This is a genomic window from Phytomonospora endophytica (assembly GCF_014202425.1).
GTDB lineage: Bacteria > Actinomycetota > Actinomycetes > Mycobacteriales > Micromonosporaceae > Phytomonospora > Phytomonospora endophytica.
Map to the genome: position 1 here is coordinate 308,204 of NZ_JACHGT010000003.1, position 20,810 is coordinate 329,013.

At 68.3% G+C, this 20,810-nt stretch carries 21 protein-coding genes; 12 read left to right on the top strand and 9 right to left on the bottom strand.

All coding sequences use genetic code 11. The features are described 5' to 3' along the window. The first annotated feature begins 167 nt into the window (after positions 1-167). Genes lnt through HNR73_RS07720 form a run of 3 tightly spaced genes read left to right on the top strand, consistent with a single transcriptional unit; the run spans position 168 to position 3,108 of the window. Positions 168-1,778, top strand: coding sequence for an apolipoprotein N-acyltransferase (gene lnt, locus HNR73_RS07710; RefSeq protein ID WP_184786602.1), 1,611 nt, complete (start codon positions 168-170; stop codon positions 1,776-1,778). Beyond that, positions 1,775-2,590, top strand: a complete 816-nt coding sequence (locus HNR73_RS07715) for a polyprenol monophosphomannose synthase (protein ID WP_203685832.1) — start codon at positions 1,775-1,777, stop codon at positions 2,588-2,590. The genes lnt and HNR73_RS07715 overlap by 4 nt, the downstream gene beginning before the upstream one ends. Next, positions 2,587-3,108 carry an FxsA family protein gene (locus HNR73_RS07720; protein WP_184786603.1) on the top strand — a complete coding sequence of 174 codons (522 nt, stop codon included), beginning with the start codon at positions 2,587-2,589 and terminating at the stop codon, positions 3,106-3,108. Before HNR73_RS07715 ends, HNR73_RS07720 begins: the two co-directional genes overlap by 4 nt. A gap of 41 nt (positions 3,109-3,149) precedes the next feature. Here the strand turns inward: HNR73_RS07720 and HNR73_RS07725 are convergent, their stop codons facing one another. Continuing rightward, positions 3,150-3,491 (bottom strand): RNA polymerase-binding protein RbpA, encoded by a 342-nt coding sequence (locus HNR73_RS07725; protein ID WP_184786604.1) that lies wholly within the window; start codon positions 3,489-3,491, stop codon positions 3,150-3,152. A gap of 318 nt (positions 3,492-3,809) precedes the next feature. Here HNR73_RS07725 and HNR73_RS07730 point away from each other — a divergent pair, with 318 nt between their 5' ends. Both HNR73_RS07730 and HNR73_RS07735 read left to right on the top strand, forming a co-directional pair. Continuing rightward, entirely contained in the window at positions 3,810-4,850 is a 1,041-nt protein-coding gene (locus HNR73_RS07730) for a glutathione S-transferase family protein (protein ID WP_184786916.1), read from the top strand. A gap of 88 nt (positions 4,851-4,938) precedes the next feature. Further along, entirely contained in the window at positions 4,939-6,426 is a 1,488-nt protein-coding gene (locus tag HNR73_RS07735) for a peptide MFS transporter (protein WP_184786605.1), read from the top strand. On the opposite strand, the gene HNR73_RS07740 is transcribed toward HNR73_RS07735, so the two are convergent. From HNR73_RS07740 to HNR73_RS07750, 3 genes are read right to left on the bottom strand one after another with little or no spacing between them, the layout of a single operon-like run. Then, the gene (locus HNR73_RS07740; protein ID WP_373316589.1) at positions 6,427-7,137 is read right to left on the bottom strand and encodes a thymidine kinase; all 711 of its coding nucleotides are present in this window, start codon (positions 7,135-7,137) and stop codon (positions 6,427-6,429) included. Next, positions 7,062-8,429 carry an MFS transporter gene (locus HNR73_RS07745; RefSeq protein ID WP_184786606.1) on the bottom strand — a complete coding sequence of 456 codons (1,368 nt, stop codon included), beginning with the start codon at positions 8,427-8,429 and terminating at the stop codon, positions 7,062-7,064. The genes HNR73_RS07740 and HNR73_RS07745 overlap by 76 nt, the downstream gene beginning before the upstream one ends. Positions 8,430-8,436: 7 nt before the next feature. After that, complete coding sequence (locus tag HNR73_RS07750; RefSeq protein ID WP_184786607.1) at positions 8,437-9,246, bottom strand: glycerophosphodiester phosphodiesterase family protein; 810 nt, start codon at positions 9,244-9,246, stop codon at positions 8,437-8,439. A 147-nt stretch (positions 9,247-9,393) separates the two neighbouring features. Here HNR73_RS07750 and HNR73_RS07755 point away from each other — a divergent pair, with 147 nt between their 5' ends. From HNR73_RS07755 to gad, 6 genes are all read left to right on the top strand, one after another. After that, the gene (locus HNR73_RS07755) at positions 9,394-10,815 is read left to right on the top strand and encodes an Hsp70 family protein (protein WP_184786608.1); all 1,422 of its coding nucleotides are present in this window, start codon (positions 9,394-9,396) and stop codon (positions 10,813-10,815) included. A 298-nt stretch (positions 10,816-11,113) separates the two neighbouring features. Beyond that, complete coding sequence (erm, locus tag HNR73_RS07760; protein WP_184786609.1) at positions 11,114-11,887, top strand: 23S ribosomal RNA methyltransferase Erm; 774 nt, start codon at positions 11,114-11,116, stop codon at positions 11,885-11,887. Positions 11,888-11,982: 95 nt separating this feature from the next. Continuing rightward, positions 11,983-13,008, top strand: coding sequence for an aldo/keto reductase family protein (locus tag HNR73_RS07765; RefSeq protein ID WP_184786610.1), 1,026 nt, complete (start codon positions 11,983-11,985; stop codon positions 13,006-13,008). Beyond that, positions 13,005-13,895: a DMT family transporter gene (locus HNR73_RS07770; protein ID WP_203685830.1), complete on the top strand. Its 891-nt coding sequence runs from the start codon at positions 13,005-13,007 to the stop codon at positions 13,893-13,895. The genes HNR73_RS07765 and HNR73_RS07770 overlap by 4 nt, the downstream gene beginning before the upstream one ends. Next, positions 13,892-15,175, top strand: coding sequence for an MFS transporter (locus tag HNR73_RS07775; protein WP_203685828.1), 1,284 nt, complete (start codon positions 13,892-13,894; stop codon positions 15,173-15,175). Before HNR73_RS07770 ends, HNR73_RS07775 begins: the two co-directional genes overlap by 4 nt. A gap of 31 nt (positions 15,176-15,206) precedes the next feature. Then, a complete protein-coding gene (gene gad / locus HNR73_RS07780) occupies positions 15,207-16,574 on the top strand; it encodes a glutamate decarboxylase (protein WP_184786611.1) in 1,368 nt (455 codons plus the stop codon). Positions 16,575-16,903: 329 nt separating this feature from the next. On the opposite strand, the gene HNR73_RS07785 is transcribed toward gad, so the two are convergent. Genes HNR73_RS07785 through HNR73_RS07805 form a run of 5 tightly spaced genes read right to left on the bottom strand, consistent with a single transcriptional unit; the run spans position 16,904 to position 20,063 of the window. Continuing rightward, the gene (locus HNR73_RS07785) at positions 16,904-17,248 is read right to left on the bottom strand and encodes a hypothetical protein (protein WP_184786612.1); all 345 of its coding nucleotides are present in this window, start codon (positions 17,246-17,248) and stop codon (positions 16,904-16,906) included. A gap of 28 nt (positions 17,249-17,276) precedes the next feature. Continuing rightward, the gene (locus HNR73_RS07790) at positions 17,277-18,077 is read right to left on the bottom strand and encodes an aminoglycoside 3'-phosphotransferase (protein WP_184786613.1); all 801 of its coding nucleotides are present in this window, start codon (positions 18,075-18,077) and stop codon (positions 17,277-17,279) included. 33 nt (positions 18,078-18,110) lie between these two features. Beyond that, the gene (locus HNR73_RS07795) at positions 18,111-18,701 is read right to left on the bottom strand and encodes a GNAT family N-acetyltransferase (protein WP_239121964.1); all 591 of its coding nucleotides are present in this window, start codon (positions 18,699-18,701) and stop codon (positions 18,111-18,113) included. Positions 18,702-18,739: 38 nt separating this feature from the next. Next, positions 18,740-19,318, bottom strand: coding sequence for a methylated-DNA--[protein]-cysteine S-methyltransferase (locus tag HNR73_RS07800; protein WP_184786614.1), 579 nt, complete (start codon positions 19,316-19,318; stop codon positions 18,740-18,742). Beyond that, positions 19,311-20,063 carry an RNA polymerase sigma factor gene (locus HNR73_RS07805; protein WP_203685826.1) on the bottom strand — a complete coding sequence of 251 codons (753 nt, stop codon included), beginning with the start codon at positions 20,061-20,063 and terminating at the stop codon, positions 19,311-19,313. The genes HNR73_RS07800 and HNR73_RS07805 overlap by 8 nt, the downstream gene beginning before the upstream one ends. Positions 20,064-20,137: 74 nt before the next feature. Here HNR73_RS07805 and HNR73_RS07810 point away from each other — a divergent pair, with 74 nt between their 5' ends. After that, the gene (locus HNR73_RS07810; RefSeq protein WP_184786616.1) at positions 20,138-20,803 is read left to right on the top strand and encodes a spermine/spermidine synthase domain-containing protein; all 666 of its coding nucleotides are present in this window, start codon (positions 20,138-20,140) and stop codon (positions 20,801-20,803) included. Positions 20,804-20,810 lie beyond the last annotated feature (7 nt).

The window sequence follows — 20,810 nt, forward strand, 5'->3', positions numbered from 1 at the left end:
GCACGACGGTTTCAAGATCACCCGCCGAAAGGGCCTGGGAACGCAAGGGGCGTGGCATACACCACGCCCCTTCGCTTTGCCCGGTGGCCGCCGCCAGGCGGGGTCGGTGATACTGGGATCCCTCTTCTTCGCCTGACAGGAGCGCTGCGGCTGTGGTGACGACCCCTATGGAACACCGACCCGAACCGGCCGGTGCGGCCGCCACACCACACGCGTGGAGCCTCCTGCACGGCACCGGCCGCCAGCGCCGGTTGTCGTGGTGGGCGGCGGTGGCGGCGGCGGTGGTGTCGGGTGCGGGTTTGTGGTTGTCGTTTCCGCCGTATGGGTGGTGGTGGCTGGCGCCGTTGAGTGTGGCGGGGTTGGCTTCGGCGGTGCATCGGCGGCGGGCGCGGGCGGGGTTCGGGTTGGGGTTGCTGGCGGGGCTGGCGTTGTTCGTGCCGTTGCTGGATTGGACGGGTACGCAGGTGGGTGCGTGGCCGTGGTTGCTGTTGGCGTTGTCGCAGGCGGTGTTTGTGGGTGTGCTGGGGGCGGTGTCGGCGTGGGCGTCTGGGGTGTTCGACCGGTGGGTGTGGGTGTGGCCGGTGGGGACGGGTGCGTTGTGGGTGGGTGCGGAGGCTTTGCGGGATCGGGTTCCGTTCGGGGGTTTCCCGTGGGGGCGGCTGGCGTTTAGTCAGGCCGATTCGCCGTTGTTGTCGCTGGCGTGGCTGGGTGGGGCGCCGTTGGTGACGTTCGCGACGGCTTTGGCCGGTGGGTTGCTGCTGGTGGCGGTGTGGGGGCGTTGGGATCTGCTGCGGGTGGGTGCGGGGGTGCTGGCGGCGTGTGCGGTGTTCGGGGCGTCGGTGTTCGTGCCGACGTCGACGCCTGATGCCGGTAGCGCCGTGGTGGCGGTGATTCAGGGGAATGTGCCGCGTTTGGGGCTTGAGTTCAATGCTCAGCGGATGGCGGTGCTCAATAATCACGTTGAGGCGACGATCGCTTTGGCCGAGCGGGTGCGGGGTACGGCCGATCAGCCCGATCTGGTGATCTGGCCGGAGAATTCCAGCGATATCGATCCGACGCGTCATCCTGACGCGGCGGCGGCGATCGACCGGGCGGTGGCGGCGATCGGTGCGCCGATCCTGGTGGGTGCGTTGGTGCGTGGTGAGGACGGGCGTTCGCGTAACTCGGGGCTGGTGTGGCCGGTGGGTGGGGCCCCGTATGTGGGGTACGTGAAGCGGAATCTGGTGCCGTTCGTGGAGCAGGTGCCGTTGCGGTCGCTGGTGGAGAAGATCACCGACAAGGTGAAGATCGCGGGGAACTTCGCGCCGGGTACCGAGCCGGGGATCGTGGAGATGAACGGTGTGGCGGTCGGGGATGTGATCTGTTACGAGATCGCTTTCGATGATGTGGTGCGTGAGACGGTCGATGAGGGGGCGCAGTTGATCGCGGTGCAGACCAACAACGCGACTTTCAACAACGCCGAGGCACTGCAGCAGATGGCGATGGTGCGGTTGCGGGCGGTGGAGCACGGCCGGTCGGCGTTGATGGCCTCGACGGTGGGTGTGTCGGGGTTCGTCGACGCCGATGGGACGGTGCACGACGCGACGGGGTTCAACACGCGTGCCGAGCTGGTGCGGCGTGTGGACCTCGGTGAGGGCGCAACGCCCGCGCACGTCCTCGGTATGCTTCCTGAGTTGCTCCTGTCCGCGGTGGCGGCCGGGGTCGTGGGGGCAGCGGCGGCGCTGACCGTGCGCCGTCGCAGGGCAAGCCGAGCCGTGACCGAAGAGGGGGCCGTGTGACGGCGCATCCGGACACCACCGAAGCCGATACCGACAGCAGGGGCGAGGATCGTTCCGATGTGTATCCGCGCATCGGGCGGGTCGTGGTGATCATTCCGACGTACAACGAGTCGGAGAACGTCGCCCAGATCGTGGAGCGGGTGCGGGCGAGTGTGCCGGCCGCTCATGTGCTGATCGCCGACGACAACAGTCCCGATGGGACCGGTGACATCGCCGATGGTCTGGCCGAGGCCGATAAGCGGGTGCATGTGCTGCACCGGGCCGGTAAGGAGGGCCTGGGCATGGCGTACCTGGCGGGTTTCGCGTGGGCCAGACAGCAGCGTTTCGATGTCGTGGTCGAGATGGACGCCGATGGATCTCACGCGCCGGAGCAGTTGACGCGGCTGTTGGACGCCCTCGGTGACGCCGACGCGGTGATCGGGTCGCGGTACGTGCCGGGTGGGAAGGTCGTCAACTGGCCGATGCACCGCTTGCTGCTGTCGCGGGGCGGGAGTCTGTACACGCGGATTCTGCTGGGTGTGCCGGTGCGGGACAACACCGCGGGGTATCGGGCCTACCGGTTGACGGCGCTGGACGCCTTCGATCTCGACAGTGTCGCCTCGGCGGGGTATTGCTTCCAGATCGATCTGACGTGGCGTGCGGTGAAGGCCGGCCTGCGGGTGGTGGAAGTGCCGATCACGTTCAGTGAGCGTGAGCGGGGGGCGTCGAAGATGGGCGGGCCGATCGTGCGGGAGGCGTTGCTGCGGGTCGGGTCGTGGGGGGTTAGGCACCGGGCGCGGCAGTTGTCGGCGCTGTTCGGTCGCGGGAAATGAATCCGGGCCCGGCCGGGGCACCGCGGCGGCGGAGGCGGTTCCCGTTCTTCTCGCTGCTGGCGATCTGTGAGCTGGTCGCCTATATCGCGGTGGCGCGGTGGATCGGGCTGGGTTGGGCGATTCTGGCGACGTTGGTGACGTCGATGCTCGGGATGTCGCTGATGCGGTATTTCGGGGCGAAGGCGATTCGTGCCTACCAGGCCGATCAGGCCGCAGGGCGGCCGCCGGGGGACCACATCGTCGACGGGACGATCTCGTTCCTGGGTGCGGTGGGTCTGCTGCTGCCGGGTTTCATCTCCGACGTGATCGGTCTGTTGTGCGTGCTGCCGCCGACGCGGGCGTTGCTGCGGCCGGTGGCGCGGCGCCTGCTGGAGTCGCGTCTGGGTTCTGGTGGGGCGCAGAACCTGTTCGGGCCCAGGCGTGTGCGGACCGAGGCGGGGGTGCCCGATGAGGCGCCTTCGGGTGAGGTCATCGAAGGCGAAGTTATCGACGCGCGCGAGAAGGACGAAGGGCCGTGAACCACCTTCGGTGATCCACGGCCCCCAAGACCTGACGGTCTTTACGCCTTTCCGCGCCGGGCGCGGACCTCTTCGAGTCGTTCGTTGAGGATCTCTTCGAGATCATCGACGCTGCGCCGCTCCAGGAGCATGTCCCAGTGCGTGCGCGGAGGCTTCCCGGTCTTCGCCTCCGGCTCGGTGCCGTCCACGAGACGGGCGACGGTGCCGTCGAGGCGGCACTCCCACGTCGATGGCACTTCGGCGTCCACCGCGAACGGCACCTCGAAACGGTGCCCTCGCTGGCAGACGAAGTCCCTGGTCTGCCGCGGTGCCAGCTCGGTGTTGCGATCAGACTCGTAGCTGATCGCGCCCAGTCGACTTCCGCGCAGCATGCGCTCACCCATAAACCTGGCTTCCCCTCTGAACCCTTGACAGCCACATCTGCGACATCTGTCCGGTGTAACGACGCAGCCAGCTGAATGTTTCCCTATTCGGGACCCGAACGTCCACCGAGGAAAGGATGGCATCCCCTCCACCGTTGAGACCCTTTAGCCGAAACCATTGTGACGCTGTTTCGGTCACGGTTCACCCTCAGGGTGTTTCGCCTGGTCAAAGCAGGTCGCCGTGGACTGGGGCGGAAAGGGTCGTGACCTGCGGCGGGAGCCGGACACACCGAACGGGCAGGTGTCGGGAAGGTGACGAGACACACCCCCGGTGACATCATGTGGGACATGCCGACCAAGACAGGTTCCTACATCGCCGGTGACGGCGAGTTCACTCGCGACCAGCGCTACATCGCCACCCGTGTCACCGCCGACGGGCGTGACGGGTTTCCGGTGGAGCCCGGGCGTTACCGGCTGGTGGTGAGCAGGGCGTGCCCATGGGCGAACCGGGCGATCATCGTCCGGCGCCTGCTGGGGCTCGAAGACGTCTTGTCGATGGGGGTGGCGGGCCCGACGCACGACGCACGGTCGTGGACCTTCGATCTCGATCCGGGCGGGCGTGACCCGGTGCTGGGCATGGAACGGCTCCAGGAGGCCTACTTCCGGCGGTTCCCGGGCTATGAGCGGGGCATCACGGTCCCGGCGATCGTGGAGGAGTCGACGGGGCGGGTGGTGACCAACGACTACGCGCAGATGACGATCGACCTGTCGCTGGAGTGGACGGCGTTTCACCGCCAGGGTGCGCCGGTGTTGTATCCGCCGGACGCGCGGGCCGAGATCGACGAGGTCAACGCCGTTGTGTTCGCCGATGTCAACAACGGGGTGTACCGGTGTGGGTTCGCCGGTTCGCAGGCGGCCTACGAGGACGCCTACGGGCGCTTGTTCGCCCGGCTGGACTGGTTGTCGGCGCGTCTGGAAGGGCGCCGGTACCTGGTCGGGGACACCATCACCGAAGCCGACGTGCGGTTGTTCACGACGCTGGCGCGCTTCGACGCGGTGTATCACGGGCACTTCAAATGCAACCGGGAGAAACTCTCGGAGATGCCGGTGCTGTGGGCCTATGCCCGTGACCTGTTCCAGACTCCGGGGTTCGGTGACACCACCGACTTCGACCACATCAAACGGCACTACTACGAAGTCCATCGCGACATCAACCCCACCGGCATCGTCCCGGCCGGCCCGGACCTGGCGGGGTGGCTGACCCCGCACGGGCGTGAGGCACTTGGTGGCAGGCCTTTCGGGGACGGGACACCACCGGGACCGCCGAGTGCCGCCGAGACCGTCCCGGCGGGGCACACACCATTGGGAGACGCCCGATAGCGAAGTCCCATCAGCCCCAATCCGGTCAAGTCGCCGCTAAGCCGCCCGCAACGGTCGTAACATCACCAGACTGAGGGTGGGAGGCGGCATGGCCACAGTCGGGACGCCCGCGCCGGCGGACCCCGGTTCCGATCGCGGATTCTTCGGGCATCCGCGAGCGCTGGCGACGTTGTTCGCCACGGAACTGTGGGAGCGGTTCAGTTACTACGGGATGCGCGCCATCCTCGTGTTGTATCTGGTGGCGTCGCCGGCCAATGGTGGCTGGGGCTGGAGCGATGGTGACGCCACGGCCTTGTACGGGGTCTATACGGGCATGGCGTATCTGACGCCGTTGGCCGGTGGGTGGGTCGCCGATCGTGTCCTTGGGCCGCGCCGGTCGGTCTTGTGGGGCGGGGTGGTGATCGCTTGTGGGCATTACTGTCTGGCGATCCCGGCGAAACCGACGTTCTTCCTCGGGCTGGTCTTGATCGTGCTGGGGACGGGGCTGCTCAAGCCGAACATCTCGGCGATGGTCGGTGACCTCTACGGTCAAGACGATCCGCGGCGTGACGCCGGGTTCTCGCTGTTCTACATGGGCATCAACCTCGGTGCGTTCATCGCGCCGTTGGTGACCGGGTTTTTGAGCCAGAAGCAGGACTGGCATCTGGCGTTTGGTGCCGCGGGGGTCGGTATGACCATCGCGGTGGTCTGGTATGTCGCCGGGCGCGGTGCCCTCGGTGAGCTCGGCCGTCACGCGGTGAAGCCGTTGGCGTCTCATGAGACGCGCAGGGTGCTGCGGGCGGTGGGGTTGGCGGTGGTGGGTGTCGCCGTGGTGGTAGGTGTGCTGGCGTTGCTGGGGTGGCTGACGGTCAACGTCGTCTTGGGGATCCTCACTTTCGTGCCGATCGCGATCGCGGTGGCCTATTTCGCGCGCATGTTCGCCGATCCGGGTGTCACCGATGTGGAGCGGTCGCGGTTGAAGGCCTATATCTGGCTGTTCGTGTTCGCCGCGTGCTTTTGGCTCATCTATGACCAGGCCGGTTCGGTGCTGAACCTGTTCGCGGAGAACAGCACCGATCTTGATGTGCCGGTCTTGGGTGAGATCGCCGCCTCGACGCTGCAGGCGGTCAACCCGATCTTCATCATCATCGGGTCGCCCATCGCCGGTGTCGTCTGGCTCAGACTCGGGCACCGGTTGGCCACGCCGACGAAGTTCGCGCTCGGCCTGATCTTCAACGGCCTGTCCTACATCGTGATGATGTTCGCCGCGCTCGCTGCCGTCGGTGGTGAGAAGGTCTCACCACTGTGGCTGGTGGCCGCCTATGCCGTGCAGGTCACCGGTGAGTTGTGTCTGAGTCCGGTGGGATTGTCGACGACCACGAAACTCGCGCCCGCGGGTTACACCGCGCAGATGCTGGGGCTGTGGTTCCTGGCCACCGCCGTCGGTGATGCCATTGGCGGCCAGGTGGGGCGCCTGGCCGACGTCATCGAACAATGGCAGTACTTCGCGATCCTCGGCGGTGCGTCGGTGCTGCTTGGTGCGGCCGCGATCGCGATGGTCAAGAACCTTCGCCGGCTCATGGCCGGCATCCACTAGTCAGCTCGCCTCGGTGAAGGCCTCGACGGCGGCGAGTTCGCCGGCGCGGTAGTGCTTGCGGCACAGCACCTGGTAGTGGACGGTGGCGTCGTCGGTGTCTCCTATGACGACCTGCTGTCCGGCTCGGGCGACGTGGCCGTCGATGACGCGGGCGTTGAGCTGTCCTTCGGATCCGCACCAGCACAACACTTCGACCTGGAGGCGGAGGGCCTCGTCGGCGAGTTCGAGGAGGCGTTGGGTGGCGGGGAACAGGACGCTGCGGAAGTCGGTGGCCAGGCCGAAGGCGTAGACGTCGATGCCGTCGCAGTCGACGAGGTCGGCCATTTGCTCGATGTGGCCGACGGGGTAGAACTGGACTTCGTCGCAGATGACGTAGTCGGCGTTGTGGGTGTTGGCCAGGGCGCGGACGTCGTGGTCGTCGGTGAGTTCGGTGGCGTTTTTGGCCAGGCCGATGCGTGTGGTGATGCGCGGGGAGCCGGAGCGGTCGTGGCGGGTGAGGAGGAGTCCCTTTCTGCCTGAGCGGGTGTGGTTGTGGTGGATCTGCAGGGCGAGGGTTGATTTCCCGCAGTCCATGGGTCCATAGAAGAACTTCAGTCGCGCCGTCACGGGCGATGAGCTTATGGGGCGCGTTGTGGTCAGAGCTTCTCGGGTGGGGTGTTGCCGGCGGCGCGGATGGCGTCGGCCATGGGGACGCGGATGAGGAGGATGAATCCGATGATGAAGAAGATGACGAGGGAGATGATGGCCAGGCGGTTGCTGCCGGTGATCTCGTTGGTGACGGCGAAGACGATGGGGCCGAGCCAGCTGGTGCCTTTGTCGCTGATCTCGTAGAGGCCGAAGTATTCGCCTTCGCGGCCTTTGGGGATGAGTTGGCTGAACAGGGAGCGGGAGAGTGCTTGTGAGCCGCCGAGGATGAATCCGATGCCGGCGCCGACGGCGAGGAAGAGGGGTGCGTTGCCGCTGGGGAGGTTGAACGCGGCGATGAGGACGAGCACCCAGCCGACCAGGCTGCCCAGGACGGTTTTCCAGGCGCCGTAGCGGCGGGCGAGGCGTCCGAGGGCGAGGGCTCCGCCGAAGGCGACGAACTGGACGACGAGGATGGTGGGCATGAGGACGTCGTTTTCGAAGCCGAGTTCTTCTTGTCCGTAGGTGCCGGCCATGGCGATGACGGTTTGGATGCCGTCGTTGAAGATGAGGAACGCGATCAGGAACGCCAGGGTTTTGGGGTAGGCGCGCAGGCTTTTGAGTGTTCGGAAGAACTGTTTGAACCCGTCGGTGAGGACCGAGCCTTGTGCTTCGCCGGCGGCCGCGGGGCGGTTTTGGAGGCGGGCGATGGTGATGGTGGTGAAACCGGCCCACCACAGGCCCGCTGACACGATCGAGTAGCGCGCGGTCTCGGCGAGCATGTCGTCGCCGCCGAGGAGGACGGCGATGACGTTGAGGAGGAGCAGGGTGCCGCCGCCGAGGTAGCCGAAGGCCCAGCCGCGGCTGGAGACGGCGTCGCGTTCTTCTTCGGTGGAGATTTGTGGGAGGAAGGAGTTGTAGACGACCACGCTGGCGCCGAAGGAGACGTTGGCGATGATGAACAGCACGGCGCCGAGTTCCCAGCGGTCGCCGGTGAGGAACACCAGTGCGCAGGTCGCTGCGGCGCCGGTGTAGGCGAACGCGGCGAGTAGTTGTTTTTTGCGGCTGGTGCGGTCGGCGATGGCTCCGGCCACGGGTAGTACGAGGACTTGCAGGATGACCGATAGGGCGGTGGTGAACGCCCATAGTGAGTCGGCGCGGAAGGTCAGGCCGAACAACGCGATCTGGCCGACGGTGTCGGTGCCGGTCACGTCGTCGGCGGCTTTGGCGATGTTGGTGAGGTAGGGGCCGAGGAACGCGGTGACGACGGTGGTGGAGAACGCCGAGTTGGCCCAGTCGTAGATGTACCAGCCGGTGCGTTCGCGGCGGGAGGAGTGACCGTAGGCGGGGGCCGGGGACGTCTCGGTGGGGCCTGTCATCGCGGGCTTACCGTCCAGGGGTGGGCTCGGGCCAGTGGCCGCGGGCGGCGTAGACGTCTCGAAGGACTTCGAGGCGGTCGGTCATGATGCCGTCAACGCCGAGGTCGAGGAGTGCGTTGATGGTGGCGGTATCGTCCACTGTCCACACGTGTACGTCAAGCCCGAGGCGGTGGGCGTATGCGACGAATCTTTTGTCGACGACGCGCAGGGGTCCGTATCGGATGGGGACTTGGAGGGCGACGGCGCCGCGGGTGTATCCGAGGCGGGCGCGGGGCCATAGGCGGCCGGTGTAGGTGGCGGCTTTGAAGGTGGCGACTTCGCGGGGGCCCATGGAGGTGGCCAGGCGTGGTCCGGCGAGGCGGCGGACGCGGGCGAGGCGTGCGTCGGAGAAGGACCCGATGAGGACTCGGTCGAAGGCGTCGGCGGTGCGCAGGGTCGCCAGGGTCGCGTGGACGGCTTGGTCGCTTTTGATGTCGATGTTGAAGCGGATGTCGGGGAAGTCGGTCAGGACGTCGTCGAGGCGGGGGATGAGGGCCTCGCCGTTGACGCGGATGGCGGCCAGGTCGGTCCAGGGCACGTCGCTGATCTCGCGGTCGTCGCCGGACAGGCGGTGCAGGGTGTTGTCGTGGAAGAGGACGGGGACGCCGTCGGCGGAGACGTGTACGTCGGTTTCGATGTAGCGGTAGCCGGCCTCGACGGCGCGGGCCAGGGCGGTGCTGGAGTTCTCGTCGCCGTGTGCGGCTCCACCGCGGTGGGCGAAGGCGATCGGGCGGGGTGTGTCGAGGTAGGCGTAGTTGCTGCGCCTGTGGGCGGACATGCCTTTGAGTATCCAGGTCGGGGCAAGTCGTGAAAGGCCATGTCAGGGTGCTGGTCGCCGGGTGTGTCAGGTCCGACCGCATGGCCGACCCGTCGGGGTGATGACGGCAGGCAGTATGGTGTGCGGTCGGGGAAGGAGAAATCTCGCATGCGCGTGCTCGGCATTGACTTCGGTACCTCCAATACGGTGGCCATCCTGCGGATGCCCGACGGGCGGACGCGCCCGTTGCTGTTCGACGGGTCGCCGCTGCAGCCGTCGGCGGTGTATCTCGCGCCCGATGGGCGGATGCTCGTCGGTCGTGACGCCGAGCGCAACGCGCGCGTCGATCCTTCCCGTTTCGAGCCCAACCCGAAACGGCGTATCGACGACGGTTCGGTGTTTCTCGGTGACCAGGAGATTCCGGTTCCGCGGCTCATGGCCTATGTGCTTGAGCAGATCCTCACCGAGGCGCGGCGCCAGATCGGTGGGCAGCCTGAGCACGTGCGTATGACGCACCCCGCGCGGTGGGGCGAGCGGCGTCGTTCGCTGTTGGTCGAGGCCGCGCATATCGCGGGCCTGCCGAAGCCGCAGTTGATTCCCGAGCCGGTGGGTGCGGCGTCGTATTTCGCGACGGTGCTGGGTACGTCGGTGCCGGTGGGGCGGTCGCTGGCGATCTATGACCTGGGTGGCGGGACTTTCGACGCGACGGTGGTGCGTCGTACGCAGACGGGGTTCGAGGTGTTGAGCGAGGAGGGCCTCAATGATGTCGGGGGCCTCGACTTCGATCACTCGATCGTGGAGCATTTGGGGCAGACCTACGGGCAGAGCAGTGCCGGTACGTGGCAGAAGCTGATCAACCCGGTCGATGACAAGGACCGGCGTTACCGGCGGATGTTGTACGAGGACGTGCGTGGTGCGAAGGAGATGCTGTCGCGTACGGCGAGTGCCGATATTCATCTGCCGGCGTTGGACGTCGACGCGCATTTGACGCGTGAGGAGTTCGAGGCGCTGGCGCGTCCGCATTTGGAGCGGACGGTGGCGTGCATGGGTCGTGCGATCGGTGCGGCGCGGTTGACGCCGAAGGATCTGGTCGGGATCTTCCTGGTGGGCGGGTCGAGTCGTATTCCTTTGGCGGCGCATTTGCTGCACAAGGAGATGGGTGTGGCGCCGCGGACGATCGAGCAGCCGGAGACCGTGGTGGTCGAGGGTGTGCTGGCCGTTGGTGGTGGGCCTGGTGGTGCGCCGTCGCGTCCGGTGGGTCCGCCGGTGTCGGGTCCGGCGCGTCCGGCGGTGATCCCGAATCGTCCGGTGTCGACGCCGCCGCAGGTGCAGCAGCCGCGTCCGCCGGTGATGCAGCAGGCGCCGATTCAGCCGGTTCCGCCGCGTCCGCAGCCGGTGATGCGTCCGGCGCCGCAGCCGCCTCGGGTGGTGCAGCAGCCGATCGTGCAGCAGCGTCCGGCGCAGCCGCCGGCGCCGAAGAAGGCGTGGCATCAAGAGCCTGCGGTGGTGGCCACGATCGTGGTGGCGGCGATTTTGGTGCTCGGGTTCATCGGGTTGCTGATCGTGGCGCTGAACAACGGAAGCCAGTAGGGGCGTATTCGTTCATGGGAATGTTCTCGGCGGTGACAGATTCGCGGCGGGCCCTGGCCATGCCGCATGCTCGTCCTCGCGGCGCCTGACCGGCCCCGCGGTCAGCGCGATGTAGTAGTAGGCCGATCCCGGTACCCCTTGAGGGGTGGGTCGGTCGTGCACGCGGCCCCAGGGCTGGTCTCCACGTCCTTCATCGACGTGGACGGGCCCGCCGTACGGTGTTTTTCTTGTCGTCTTCACCAGTCGACGCGGTCCGTCCCCTCCTGCCCCGCGTATCGGCGGGGAGACGGGAACCACCGTGCACGGCCGTTTTCGCGGCGCTGTGGAGCGCCGGCGTGTCTTTTCGCAGAATTTCCTGATCGATCCTTCCGTGGTGCGCCGTGTGGTCGGTGTGGCGGGTTTGAGGGGTACCGAACTCGTCGTCGAACCCGGTCCTGGCGAGGGTGCCTTGACGCGGTGTTTGGCGCGGGGTGCGGGGCGTGTCTTGGCCTATGAGCGCGATGGGCGTCTCGCGGAGCGCCTGGCGCGGCGGGCGCCACCGAACGTGACCGTGGGCCACGCCGATTTCCGGACCGTGGCGCCACCGGGGGAGGAGTTCCATCTCGTGGGGAACATTCCGTTCTCGGTCACCGCCGGCATCGTCGCGTGGTGTCTGGCCGCGCCGGCGTTGCGTGCGGCGACGATGGTCACGCAGCTGGAGTACGCGCGGAAACGTACCGGCGGGTACCGGCGGTGGACGCTGCTGACGGTGTCGACGTGGCCGGAGTGGGACTGGTCGTTTCATGGGAGTGTGCCGCGGGGTGCGTTTCGGCCCGTTCCGGGCGTGGACGCCGCGGTGATGCGCCTGGTGAGGCGTGAACGTCGGCTGCTGCCGCCGGAACGGATGCGTTCGTGGCGGCGGCTGGTCGAGACCGGTTTCACCGGGCGGGGCGGGTCGCTGGCGGCGAGTCTGGCCGGGGTCCATTCGCGCAGGCGTGTCCTGGCGGCCTTCGCGCGTGCCGGGCTCGACCCGCGGGTCCCCGTCGGGCATGTTTCCCCAGCGGAGTGGCTGACGGTCTTCGCGCACCTGTGAACGCTTCGGGCGGGGGTTTTCGCCGTCCACCCCCGCCCGAAAACCGGTGGTAATGTACAACTCCCCATCCAACCCCTTACTGAAGTGTGGTCGGCATGCAGCACCGCGCCCTCGGCGACAGTGGACTCCAGGTCAGCGCCATCACCTTCGGGAACTGGCTCACCGGTGGGAGACCCGAAGACGCCGGCGACTGCATCCGGGCCGCCCTCGACGCCGGGATCACCACCTTCGACACCGCCGACGTCTACGGCGCCCCCGAGTTCGGTGCCGGTGAGACCGTCCTCGGCGACGCGCTGGCCGGCCGGCGCCGTGAGGGTCTGGTCATCGCCACCAAGGTGTGCCTGCCGACCGGGCCGGGCCGCAACGACCGCGGCCTGTCCCGCAAACACATCACCGAAAGCGTCACCGCCTCCCTGCGGCGCCTGCGCACCGACCACATCGACCTCTACCAGGCTCACCGCCACGACCCGTCCACCCCGCTCGACGAGACCATGGCCGCCTTCGCCGACCTCCACCGCCACGGCAAGATCGGCTACCTCGGGGTCTCGGAGTGGACCGCCGCGCAGATCACCCAGGCCCACGCCCTCGCGCGCGAACTCCGTATCCCCCTGGTGGCGTCCCAGCCGCAGTATTCGATGCTGTGGCGGGTCATCGACGCCGAAGTCACCCCCGCCTGCGCCCGGCTCGGGATCTCCCACATGGTGTTCTCGCCCCTGGCCCAAGGCGTCCTCGCCGGCCGCTACCGGCCCGGCCGGACAGCCCCCGACGACAGCCGCGCCAAACACGCCCGCGGTGGGCGCTTCGTCGGCCGCTACATCTCCCAGGCCGTCCTCGCCGCCGTCGAACGCCTGCGGCCCATCGCCGTCGACCACGACGCGACCCTCGCCCAGCTCGCCCTCGCCTGGGTCCTGGCCAACCCCCAGGTCGCCTCGGCCATCATGGGTGCCTCCCGGCCCGCCCAGATCGCCGACAACGTCAAAGCCCTCGACCTGACCCTTGACGATGCGACCATGACCCGCATCGACGCCGCCCTCACCGATCCCGAGCACGGCGACCTCGTCGAACGCGACCCCGCCAAGACCGCCAAACCCTTCGACGTCATGCCCGCCTGGCGCTGGTGACCGCCACCACGGTGCCCGCCACCGGCGCGCACCCCGTCCTCCTCGCCGTCACCGGCGCCGCGGCGACCTCGGCCTCGGCGGCGCTGATCAAACTCTCCGGAGCCAACCCCGGCACCGCGGCGTTCCTGCGCTGCGCCCTGGCCTTGACCGTCCTGGTGCCCCTCGCCGTCGCCGAACACCGCCGACGCGGCCCACGCCGGGCCCGCGTCGTCGCCGCCGACCTGGCCGCCGGTGTCCTCCTCGGTGTCGACTTCGTGTTCTTCTCGGTGTCCATCGCCGAAGTCGGCGCCTCCATCGCCACCGTCCTGATCAGCGTCCAGGTCATCGTCTTTCCCCTGCTGGCCTGGCGCGGCGGCGGTCCCCGGCCCACCACCGGGTTCCTGTTCACCATCCCCGTCATGCTCACCGGCGTCGCCATCGCCGGCGGAGCCCTCGGCGGATCGGCACCCGGCGGTGATCCCGTCACCGGCATCGCCGCCGGAACCGCCGCCGGCGTCGCCTACGCCGGATACCTCCACCTCACCCGCCGCTCCGGCGCCGCCGGACACACCATCGCCCCCGTCGCGATCTCCACCACCGCCGCGGCCGCCACCGCCGGGATCTTCGGTGGACTCCTCACCGGCATCCACCTCCCCGACGACCCCGCCGCCTGGGCATGGCTGGCCACCCTCGCCCTCATCGGGCAGGTCCTCGCCTGGATCCTCGTCACCGCCGCCCTCCCACGCCTCACCCCCGGCGTCGGCGCCTCCCTCATGCTCCTTCAGCCCGTCCTCGCCTTCGGTTTCGGCCTCGCCATCGGCGAGCGCCCGACTCTCGTCCAGGTCGGTGGCTGTGTCCTGGTGATCGCGGCGGTGTCGGTCGTGACGCGTACGAGGAGACGGTCGTGAACCGTGTGTGGCGCGCGGTGCGTGCCGCGGCGCCCGATGTGAGTCCGTTGCGGGATTCGGTGCCCTACCGGCGGTTGTTCGGTGGGCAGGTGGTGTCGCTGATCGGTGCGCAGATCACGCAGGTCGCGGTGCCGTTGCAGGTGTGGGAGGCGACGCATTCGGCGTTGGCGGTGAGTCTTTTGGGTGTGGCGGGGCTGGCGCCGTTGATCGTGTTCGGTCTCTACGGTGGTGCCATCGCCGATGCCGTCGATCGCCGCAAACTCGCGTTGGTGACCGGTGCGGTGATGCTGCTGGTGAGTGTCGTTCTGCTGGTTCAGGCGGCGGCCGGTGGGACGCGACTGTGGTTGCTGTTGGTGTGTGTGGCGGTGCAGGCGGGTGCCGCGGCGGTCGATTCGCCGACGCGGTCGGCGATCCTGCCGCAGTTGGTGGGGAAGGGCAAGCTCGCCGCGGCGAACAATCTGCGTCAGGCCGGGTTCCAGTTCGGTGTCATCGTGGGGCCGCTGGTGGCCGGGGTGGTGGTGGGTGCCGGGGGTTATGCGTGGGCGTACGCCCTTGATGTGGTGTCGTTCGCGGCGGTGTTCTATTCGGTGCTGCGGTTGCCGTCTCTTCCGCCGGGTGACGGTGGGCGGCGTGCGGGGCTGGCGTCGGTGCTGGAGGGTTTGCGTTTCCTGGCGGGGAACAAGACCCTGCTGATGACTTTCCTGGTCGACATCAACGCGATGGTGTTCGCCGCGCCCCGGGCGTTGTTTCCGGCGCTGGCCTACGGGGTGTATCACGGGGATGCGACCACGGCGGGGTTGTTGTACGCCGCGCCGGCGGTGGGGGCTTTCGCGGTGACGCTGGTGGGTGGGGCCGTGGCGCGTGTTAACCGGCAGGGGCTGGGGGTGATCGTGTCGATCGGGGTGTGGGGTGCGGCGATCGCGCTGTTGGGTGTCAGTGACGTGTTGTGGATCGGGCTGGGGGCGTTGTTCGTCGCTGGTGCCGCCGACACCGTCAGTGCCATCTACCGTTCGACGATGCTTCAGGCGGGGACGCCGTCGGGCATGCAGGGCCGTTTGCAGGGCGCGCATATCGTCGTGGTGACCGGTGGGCCGCGTCTGGGTGATGTCCGTACCGGTGTCACCGCCGGTGTGTGGGGTGCCGGTGCGTCGCTGATCTCGGGGGGCCTGGTGTGCGTCGCCGGGATCATCGCGCTGGCTTTGGCGGTGCCGTCGTTCGTGCGCTATGACGCCCGGGCTCCTTTGCGCGAACACGCCCGCGAGCGCGCGCCCCGGCAGTAGCGTCACCTGCGGAGACCCGGGGGGAGACATCATGGCGCTGCACCATGTCACCAGTGGCCGCGACGAAGGTTTCGACGACGTCTACTCCGGGCTGCTCAGTCGCCGGCCCTTGCCGAAGTACCGGCTTCCCGAGGGCCCCAACGACCCGCGGGCGGTCCATCAGCTTCTGCGTGATGAGCTGACTCTCGACGGGGACGCCTCGCAGAACCTGGCGACTTTCTGTACGACCTGGTCCGAACCGCAGGTCAAGGAACTGATGGCCGAGAACATGGCCAAGAACATGATCGACAAGGATGAGTATCCGCAGACCGCGGCGATCGAGTCGCGGTGTGTGCACATGCTGGCCGATCTGTGGCACAGTCCCCGCAGCCGCACGACCGTGGGGTGTTCCACGACGGGGTCGAGTGAAGCGGCGATGCTGGGTGGGCTGGCCTTGAAGTGGCGGTGGCGGGCCGGGCGGGAGGCGGCCGGGAAACCCGCCGACCGGCCCAACCTGGTCTGCGGGCCGGTGCAGGTCTGCTGGGAGAAGTTCGCGCGCTATTTCGACGTCGAGTTGCGCCAGGTCCCTTTGGAGGCCGACGCCACGGGTCTGCGCGCGCATCAGCTGCGCGAACACGTCGACGACAACACCATCGGTGTGGTCGCCATTCTCGGTGTCACCTACACCTGCGATTACGAACCGGTCGCCGAGATCGCCGCCGAACTCGACGCGATCGCCGCCGACGGTGGACCCGATGTGCCCGTCCACGTCGACGCCGCCTCGGGCGGGTTCATCGCGCCGTTCTTGCGTCCCGACCTCGAATGGGACTTCCGGCTCGAACGGGTCGCCTCCATCAACACCTCCGGTCACAAGTACGGGCTGGCGCCTTTGGGTGTGGGCTGGATCGTGTGGCGCACCGCCGAGTTGCTGCCCGAGGATCTCGTCTTCGACGTCGACTACCTCGGTGGGAGCATGCCCACTTTCGCGTTGAACTTCTCCCGCCCCGGCGGTGAGATCATCGCCCAGTACTACAACCTTCTGCGCCTTGGCCGGGAAGGTTACCGACGTGTTCAGCGCGCCTGTGCCGACACCGCCGCCCACCTCGCCGACGAGATCTCGCGGATGGGGCCGTTCACGCTCCTCTATGACGGGCGGGGGGCGTTGCCGGCGGTGTCGTACACCCTTGACGGCGACCCCGGCTACAGCCTCTATGACCTGTCGGAGGCGCTGCGTGCGCACGGCTGGCAGATTCCGGCGTATCCGTTGCCGCCGGCGCGGCAGGACACCGTCATCCACCGGATCTTGATCCGGCACGGCATCAGCCGTGACCGCGCCGATCTGCTCGTGGCCGACATCGGCTCGTGTGTGGAGACCTTGGCGTCGGGACGGCGACCCGAGCGGGTCACGTTCCACCACTGACCACAGTGACGGCCTGCCCGAGGGATTCGTGTGCGTCGGTGATGAGCGTCTTGGGGCCATGACCGGCGCGGGTCTGGGTGACGTCGTCGTCAAGGCCCGCTGGTAGCGAATGTGTCATGTCCCGCCGCCTCGATCTGACCGCGAGGTGATCTCGCCACGGCGGTGCAGCAAATCGAGCTGATCGAGGCGGCCTGCGCGTAGCAGGAACTGCGCGATATCTAGGCCTTCACCAGTCACTGGGCGCTGAGGTTCGCCACCGTGCTGCCGCCCCAGCGGCTCGATGCGACTCCTGGGGAAGTCTCCCTCAACACCATCTGCCTCGCCACTCCTCACAAGGGCGGTTTCACCGTAGACGCCCACTTCACGGGTCCAACGCTCGCCGAGACCACGACGGCAGCGGAAGCGGTGTCCATCGCGTTGCGGCTTGCCACTCCCGGCTCAGACCGCGAATCCACGAGCTGACCGTCGGGCAGGGCGAGACCCACCTCGCAGCCGGTCACGCGGCGCGTTTCATCCCCACCTTCGGCGTTCACGTCCGGCACGAACTGCCCGTCGCCGGCCTCTTCGGCCCGAAAGGCGCGCACGTCGTCGACGTCATCGAAGCCGCTCGCGGCCTCGACCCGGATGGCGCGAGCGTCCTGGCCGCCGCGTGGGAACGCCGGCTGGTACGGCACGCTTCGGGCCGTGGCCGGTGCCGGGTGTTCACATGAAACGGCGCAGGACACCGTAGAAACCGGCCTTGGCCTCGTCGAGGCGGGCCAGACCGTAGCGCCACAGGAAACGGTCGGTGTGCTCGCGGGTGTACTGGGGATTGAGGGGCCCGTCGATGCTTCCGGCCATCGTGGTGAGGTCGGTGTAGCGGTCGGCGAGCCCGAAACGGCCGACGTCGACCACGCCGGTGACGGTGAGCGTTTCGGGGTCGAGGAGGACGTTGGGCAGGCAGTAGTCGCCGTGGGTGAGGACGAGGTCTTCGGTGTCGTTGCCGCGCAGGGCCGCGTCGAGTTCGGTCAGGGCCTGTTGTGGGCCGGCGCCGTCGAGGTCGACCTGGCCGAGGGCGACGGCGACGCGGGCGTTGGGGACGGTGACGCGCAGGCTGCGGTCGAAAGGGCAGCCGGTGGTGCTCAGGGCGTGGAGGTCGCGGGCGAAGTCGGCGACGGCGTCGATGACGCGCATGCGCTCGTGGGCCGGCCAGGGGCTTGCGGCGTCGCGGCCGGAAACGGTGGTGGCGACCAGGTAGGTGTGCCCGTCGAAGACGTCGCATTCGACGACTTCGGGTACGGGCAGGCCCTGGGCGGCCATCCACCGCAGCCTGTCGTATTCGGCGCCGATGTCGTAGCCGGGGTCGGGGTGTAGGGGGTCGGGGCCGTATTTGAGGTGCAGGTCGGCCGGGCCGGTCAGGTGGGCGACGACGCTGCCGGAGTGGCCGACGGTGACTTCCCGCCACTGGTAGTCGCGGTAGCGGTCGCGGAGGTGTTTGTCGACGAGTGCGCGGTCGGGATCCACCGGGTCATTGTGGACGACGTCCCGCGCGGTTCGTCAACGGCGTTTAGTCCATTGACCGGCGCTGATGCGGTAGAGGACGTGAAGTGACAGGGGGTGTTGTGGGTCGCCGATGGCGGGGTGGTGGAAGTCGCCGTGGGGGTCTTTGGTCATGCCCAGGCGGGTCATGACGGCCTGGGAGCGGAGGTTCGAGGTGGCGGTGAAGGAGACGACTTCGGCGAGGCCGAGTCCTTCGAAGGCGTGCGCGAGGGCGGCTTGGGCGGCCTCGGTGGCGTAGCCGTGGCCCCAGGCCTTGCGGGTCAGGCGCCAGCCGATCTCGACCGCGGGGGTGAAGTGGGCGTCGAAGGTGACCGTGTTGAGGCCGGTGAAGCCGATGAACTCGCCGGTCTCGATGACTTCGACGGCCCACATGCCGAAGCCGTTGTCGCCGATGCGGTCGGCGATCAGTTCGGCGAGGCGGTCGCTCTTGTCGCGGGTGAGGGTGGAGGGGAAGTGCTCCATGACCTCGGGGTCGGCGTTGAGTTCGGCGAACGGGGCGTGGTCGCCGGGGCGCCACTGGCGCAGGCGCAGGCGGGCGGTGGTGGGTTCGGTGATGTCGGGTTCACCGGTGAGGGGCTGATCGTCCACGGCGCGATCGTAGCGGCCGGGCGCCTTTCGGCGCGAGGTCAGGACACGACGGTGACGCCTTCATGACGTAGGAGTGCGATCTTGGTGTCGGTGCCGAAGATGTACTGGCCGCTGCTGCAGTCGGCCTTGACGACCCGGTGGCAGGGGATGAGGAGGGGGACGGGGTTGTGGCCGAGGGCGGTGCCGACGGCACGGACGGCGCGGGGGTTGTCGATGCGTTCGGCGATCCAGCCGTAGGGGTGGATCTGGCCGCGCGGGATGGTCTGGGCGGCGCGCAGGACCGACACGGCGAAAGGGGTGAGTCCGGTGAGGTCGAAGGTGAGTTTCGTGCCGTCGCAGGACGCCAGGGCGGTGGTGAGGGCCGCCGGTGGGTGCTCGGTGCGGATCAGGGGCCGCCCGAAACGGGCGCGGAACTCTTCGGCGAGGGTGCCCAGTTCGCTGGGGCGCAGGTAGGCGATGCCGCGGTCGGTGTAGGCGACGTCGACGTCGCCGATCGGGCTCGGCTGCCGGGTCCAGCGCGCGGCGATGCGGTCGATGAGACCGGCCGGCGGGCTCGCGCTGAGAGAGGCGAGTGCGGTGATGGTCGGGTCGGGGGTGAGCGGGTCGGTGTCAGGCATGGCGCACCTCGCTGGCGGGTGAACTGATCGTGTGGGTGGACGTGGTGGAGGTCGTGGGGGTGGAGGTGACCGCGGTGGTGAAGGCCGCGGTGGGGTGGGTGTAGGTGTCGGTGACGGCGGGCTTCGGTTGTGGCGGTGTTCGTGGTGTGGGCGCGGGGTCCGGTGTGGCCGTGGCGGGTGGGGTGTCGCCGGTGGTGGCTTGTTTGCGCAGTGCGGTCAGGCCTCGTGAGATGTGGGATTTGGCGGTGCCTTCGGCGCAGTCGAGGATGACGGCGATCTCTTCGATCGGCAGGTCGAGGACGTGGCGGAGGATCACCGCGTCGCGTTGTTTGGCGGTGAGGGTGGCCAGGCGGGTGGCGAGGTCGCGGTTGGTCTCGTGGAGTTCGGCGGCCCGTGCGGGGTCTTGGGTGGTGTCGGGGCGTTCGGGGGTGTTGTCGATGTCGGTGGGGGGTGGTTTGCGGGCCTTGGTGCGGCGGTCGTTGCGGACGGTGTTGAGCAGGATGGTCAGCAGCCACGCGCGGGGGCGGAGGGTGTCGAGTGGGGGCGGGTTGTCCGAGATCAGCGAGCGGTAGGCGCGCAGGAAGGTCTCGGCGGTGAAGTCTTCGGCGTCGGTCCAGGAGCCGGTGGCGCGCAGGGCGGTGGTGAACACCGGCGTGCGGTAGGCGTCGTAGAGGGCGGTGAAGCCGTGGTCGAGGTCATCGCCGAGGGCGGTGATGAGATGGCTGGGGTCGTCGGGTCCGCTCACGGCCATATGAACACCGTCGCCTTCGGTGGGGTTGCGGTCGGGATGTGCGGCGGACTGCTCGTAGGCTGAGAGCTATGTCACGGTCCGGTGCGGTGGTTCTGTCTCGCGTCCACGGTCGGCAGGGTGAATTGGTCCTGCGCAGGGTTGACGGGCATTTCGAGATCATAAGTAACGGCGTGTTCTTGATGGACACGCGCAACGGCGAGTCGGAGCGGGTGCTGATCCGCGCGGCCGTCGACGCGGTGAAGGCCGCTTCGGCGCGGATGCTGATCGGGGGCCTCGGGGTGGGGTTCTCGCTGGCCGAGGCGGTCGCCGACCCGCGGGTCGGGGAGGTGACGGTCATCGAGTGCGAGCCTTCGGTGATCGCCTGGCATGGCACGCACCTGTCGGACTTCTCGGCCGGTGCGGTGGGCGACGCCGATGTGACGGTGGTGTGCGCCGACCTGTTGGCGTGGTTGCGGCAGGCGCCCGATGAGCTGTTCTTCGACGTGATGTGCCTCGACATCGACAACGGTCCCGATTGGACGGTGACGCCGGCCAACGCGCGGTTGTACGACCAGGCGGGGCTGGAGCTGGTGATCTCGCGTCTGTCGCCGGGTGGGGTGGCGGCGTTTTGGAGCGCGGCGGCCAGCGTGGAGTTCGAGCGGCGGCTGGGGGAGCATTTCGCCGACGTGCGGGTGGTGGAGGTCGCGGTGCCGCGTGGCCCGGCCGACGTGGTGTACGTGGCCTGCGCGAGTTGAACCCGAC

Bases quoted from the DNA above. Each gene is read 5' to 3' on its own strand.
- HNR73_RS07750 (WP_184786607.1), bottom strand. From the start codon at position 9,246: ATGTCCGCCCACAGGCGCAGCAACTACGCCTACCTCGACACACCCCGC.
- lnt (WP_184786602.1), top strand. From the start codon at position 168: ATGGAACACCGACCCGAACCGGCCGGTGCGGCCGCCACACCACACGCG.
- HNR73_RS07800 (WP_184786614.1), bottom strand. From the start codon at position 19,318: ATGCCTGACACCGACCCGCTCACCCCCGACCCGACCATCACCGCACTC.
- HNR73_RS07735 (WP_184786605.1), top strand. From the start codon at position 4,939: ATGGCCACAGTCGGGACGCCCGCGCCGGCGGACCCCGGTTCCGATCGC.
- gad (WP_184786611.1), top strand. From the start codon at position 15,207: ATGGCGCTGCACCATGTCACCAGTGGCCGCGACGAAGGTTTCGACGAC.
- HNR73_RS07810 (WP_184786616.1), top strand. From the start codon at position 20,138: ATGTCACGGTCCGGTGCGGTGGTTCTGTCTCGCGTCCACGGTCGGCAG.
- HNR73_RS07720 (WP_184786603.1), top strand. From the start codon at position 2,587: ATGAATCCGGGCCCGGCCGGGGCACCGCGGCGGCGGAGGCGGTTCCCG.
- HNR73_RS07745 (WP_184786606.1), bottom strand. From the start codon at position 8,429: ATGACAGGCCCCACCGAGACGTCCCCGGCCCCCGCCTACGGTCACTCC.
- HNR73_RS07725 (WP_184786604.1), bottom strand. From the start codon at position 3,491: ATGGGTGAGCGCATGCTGCGCGGAAGTCGACTGGGCGCGATCAGCTAC.
- HNR73_RS07765 (WP_184786610.1), top strand. From the start codon at position 11,983: ATGCAGCACCGCGCCCTCGGCGACAGTGGACTCCAGGTCAGCGCCATC.
- HNR73_RS07730 (WP_184786916.1), top strand. From the start codon at position 3,810: ATGTGGGACATGCCGACCAAGACAGGTTCCTACATCGCCGGTGACGGC.
- HNR73_RS07755 (WP_184786608.1), top strand. From the start codon at position 9,394: ATGCGCGTGCTCGGCATTGACTTCGGTACCTCCAATACGGTGGCCATC.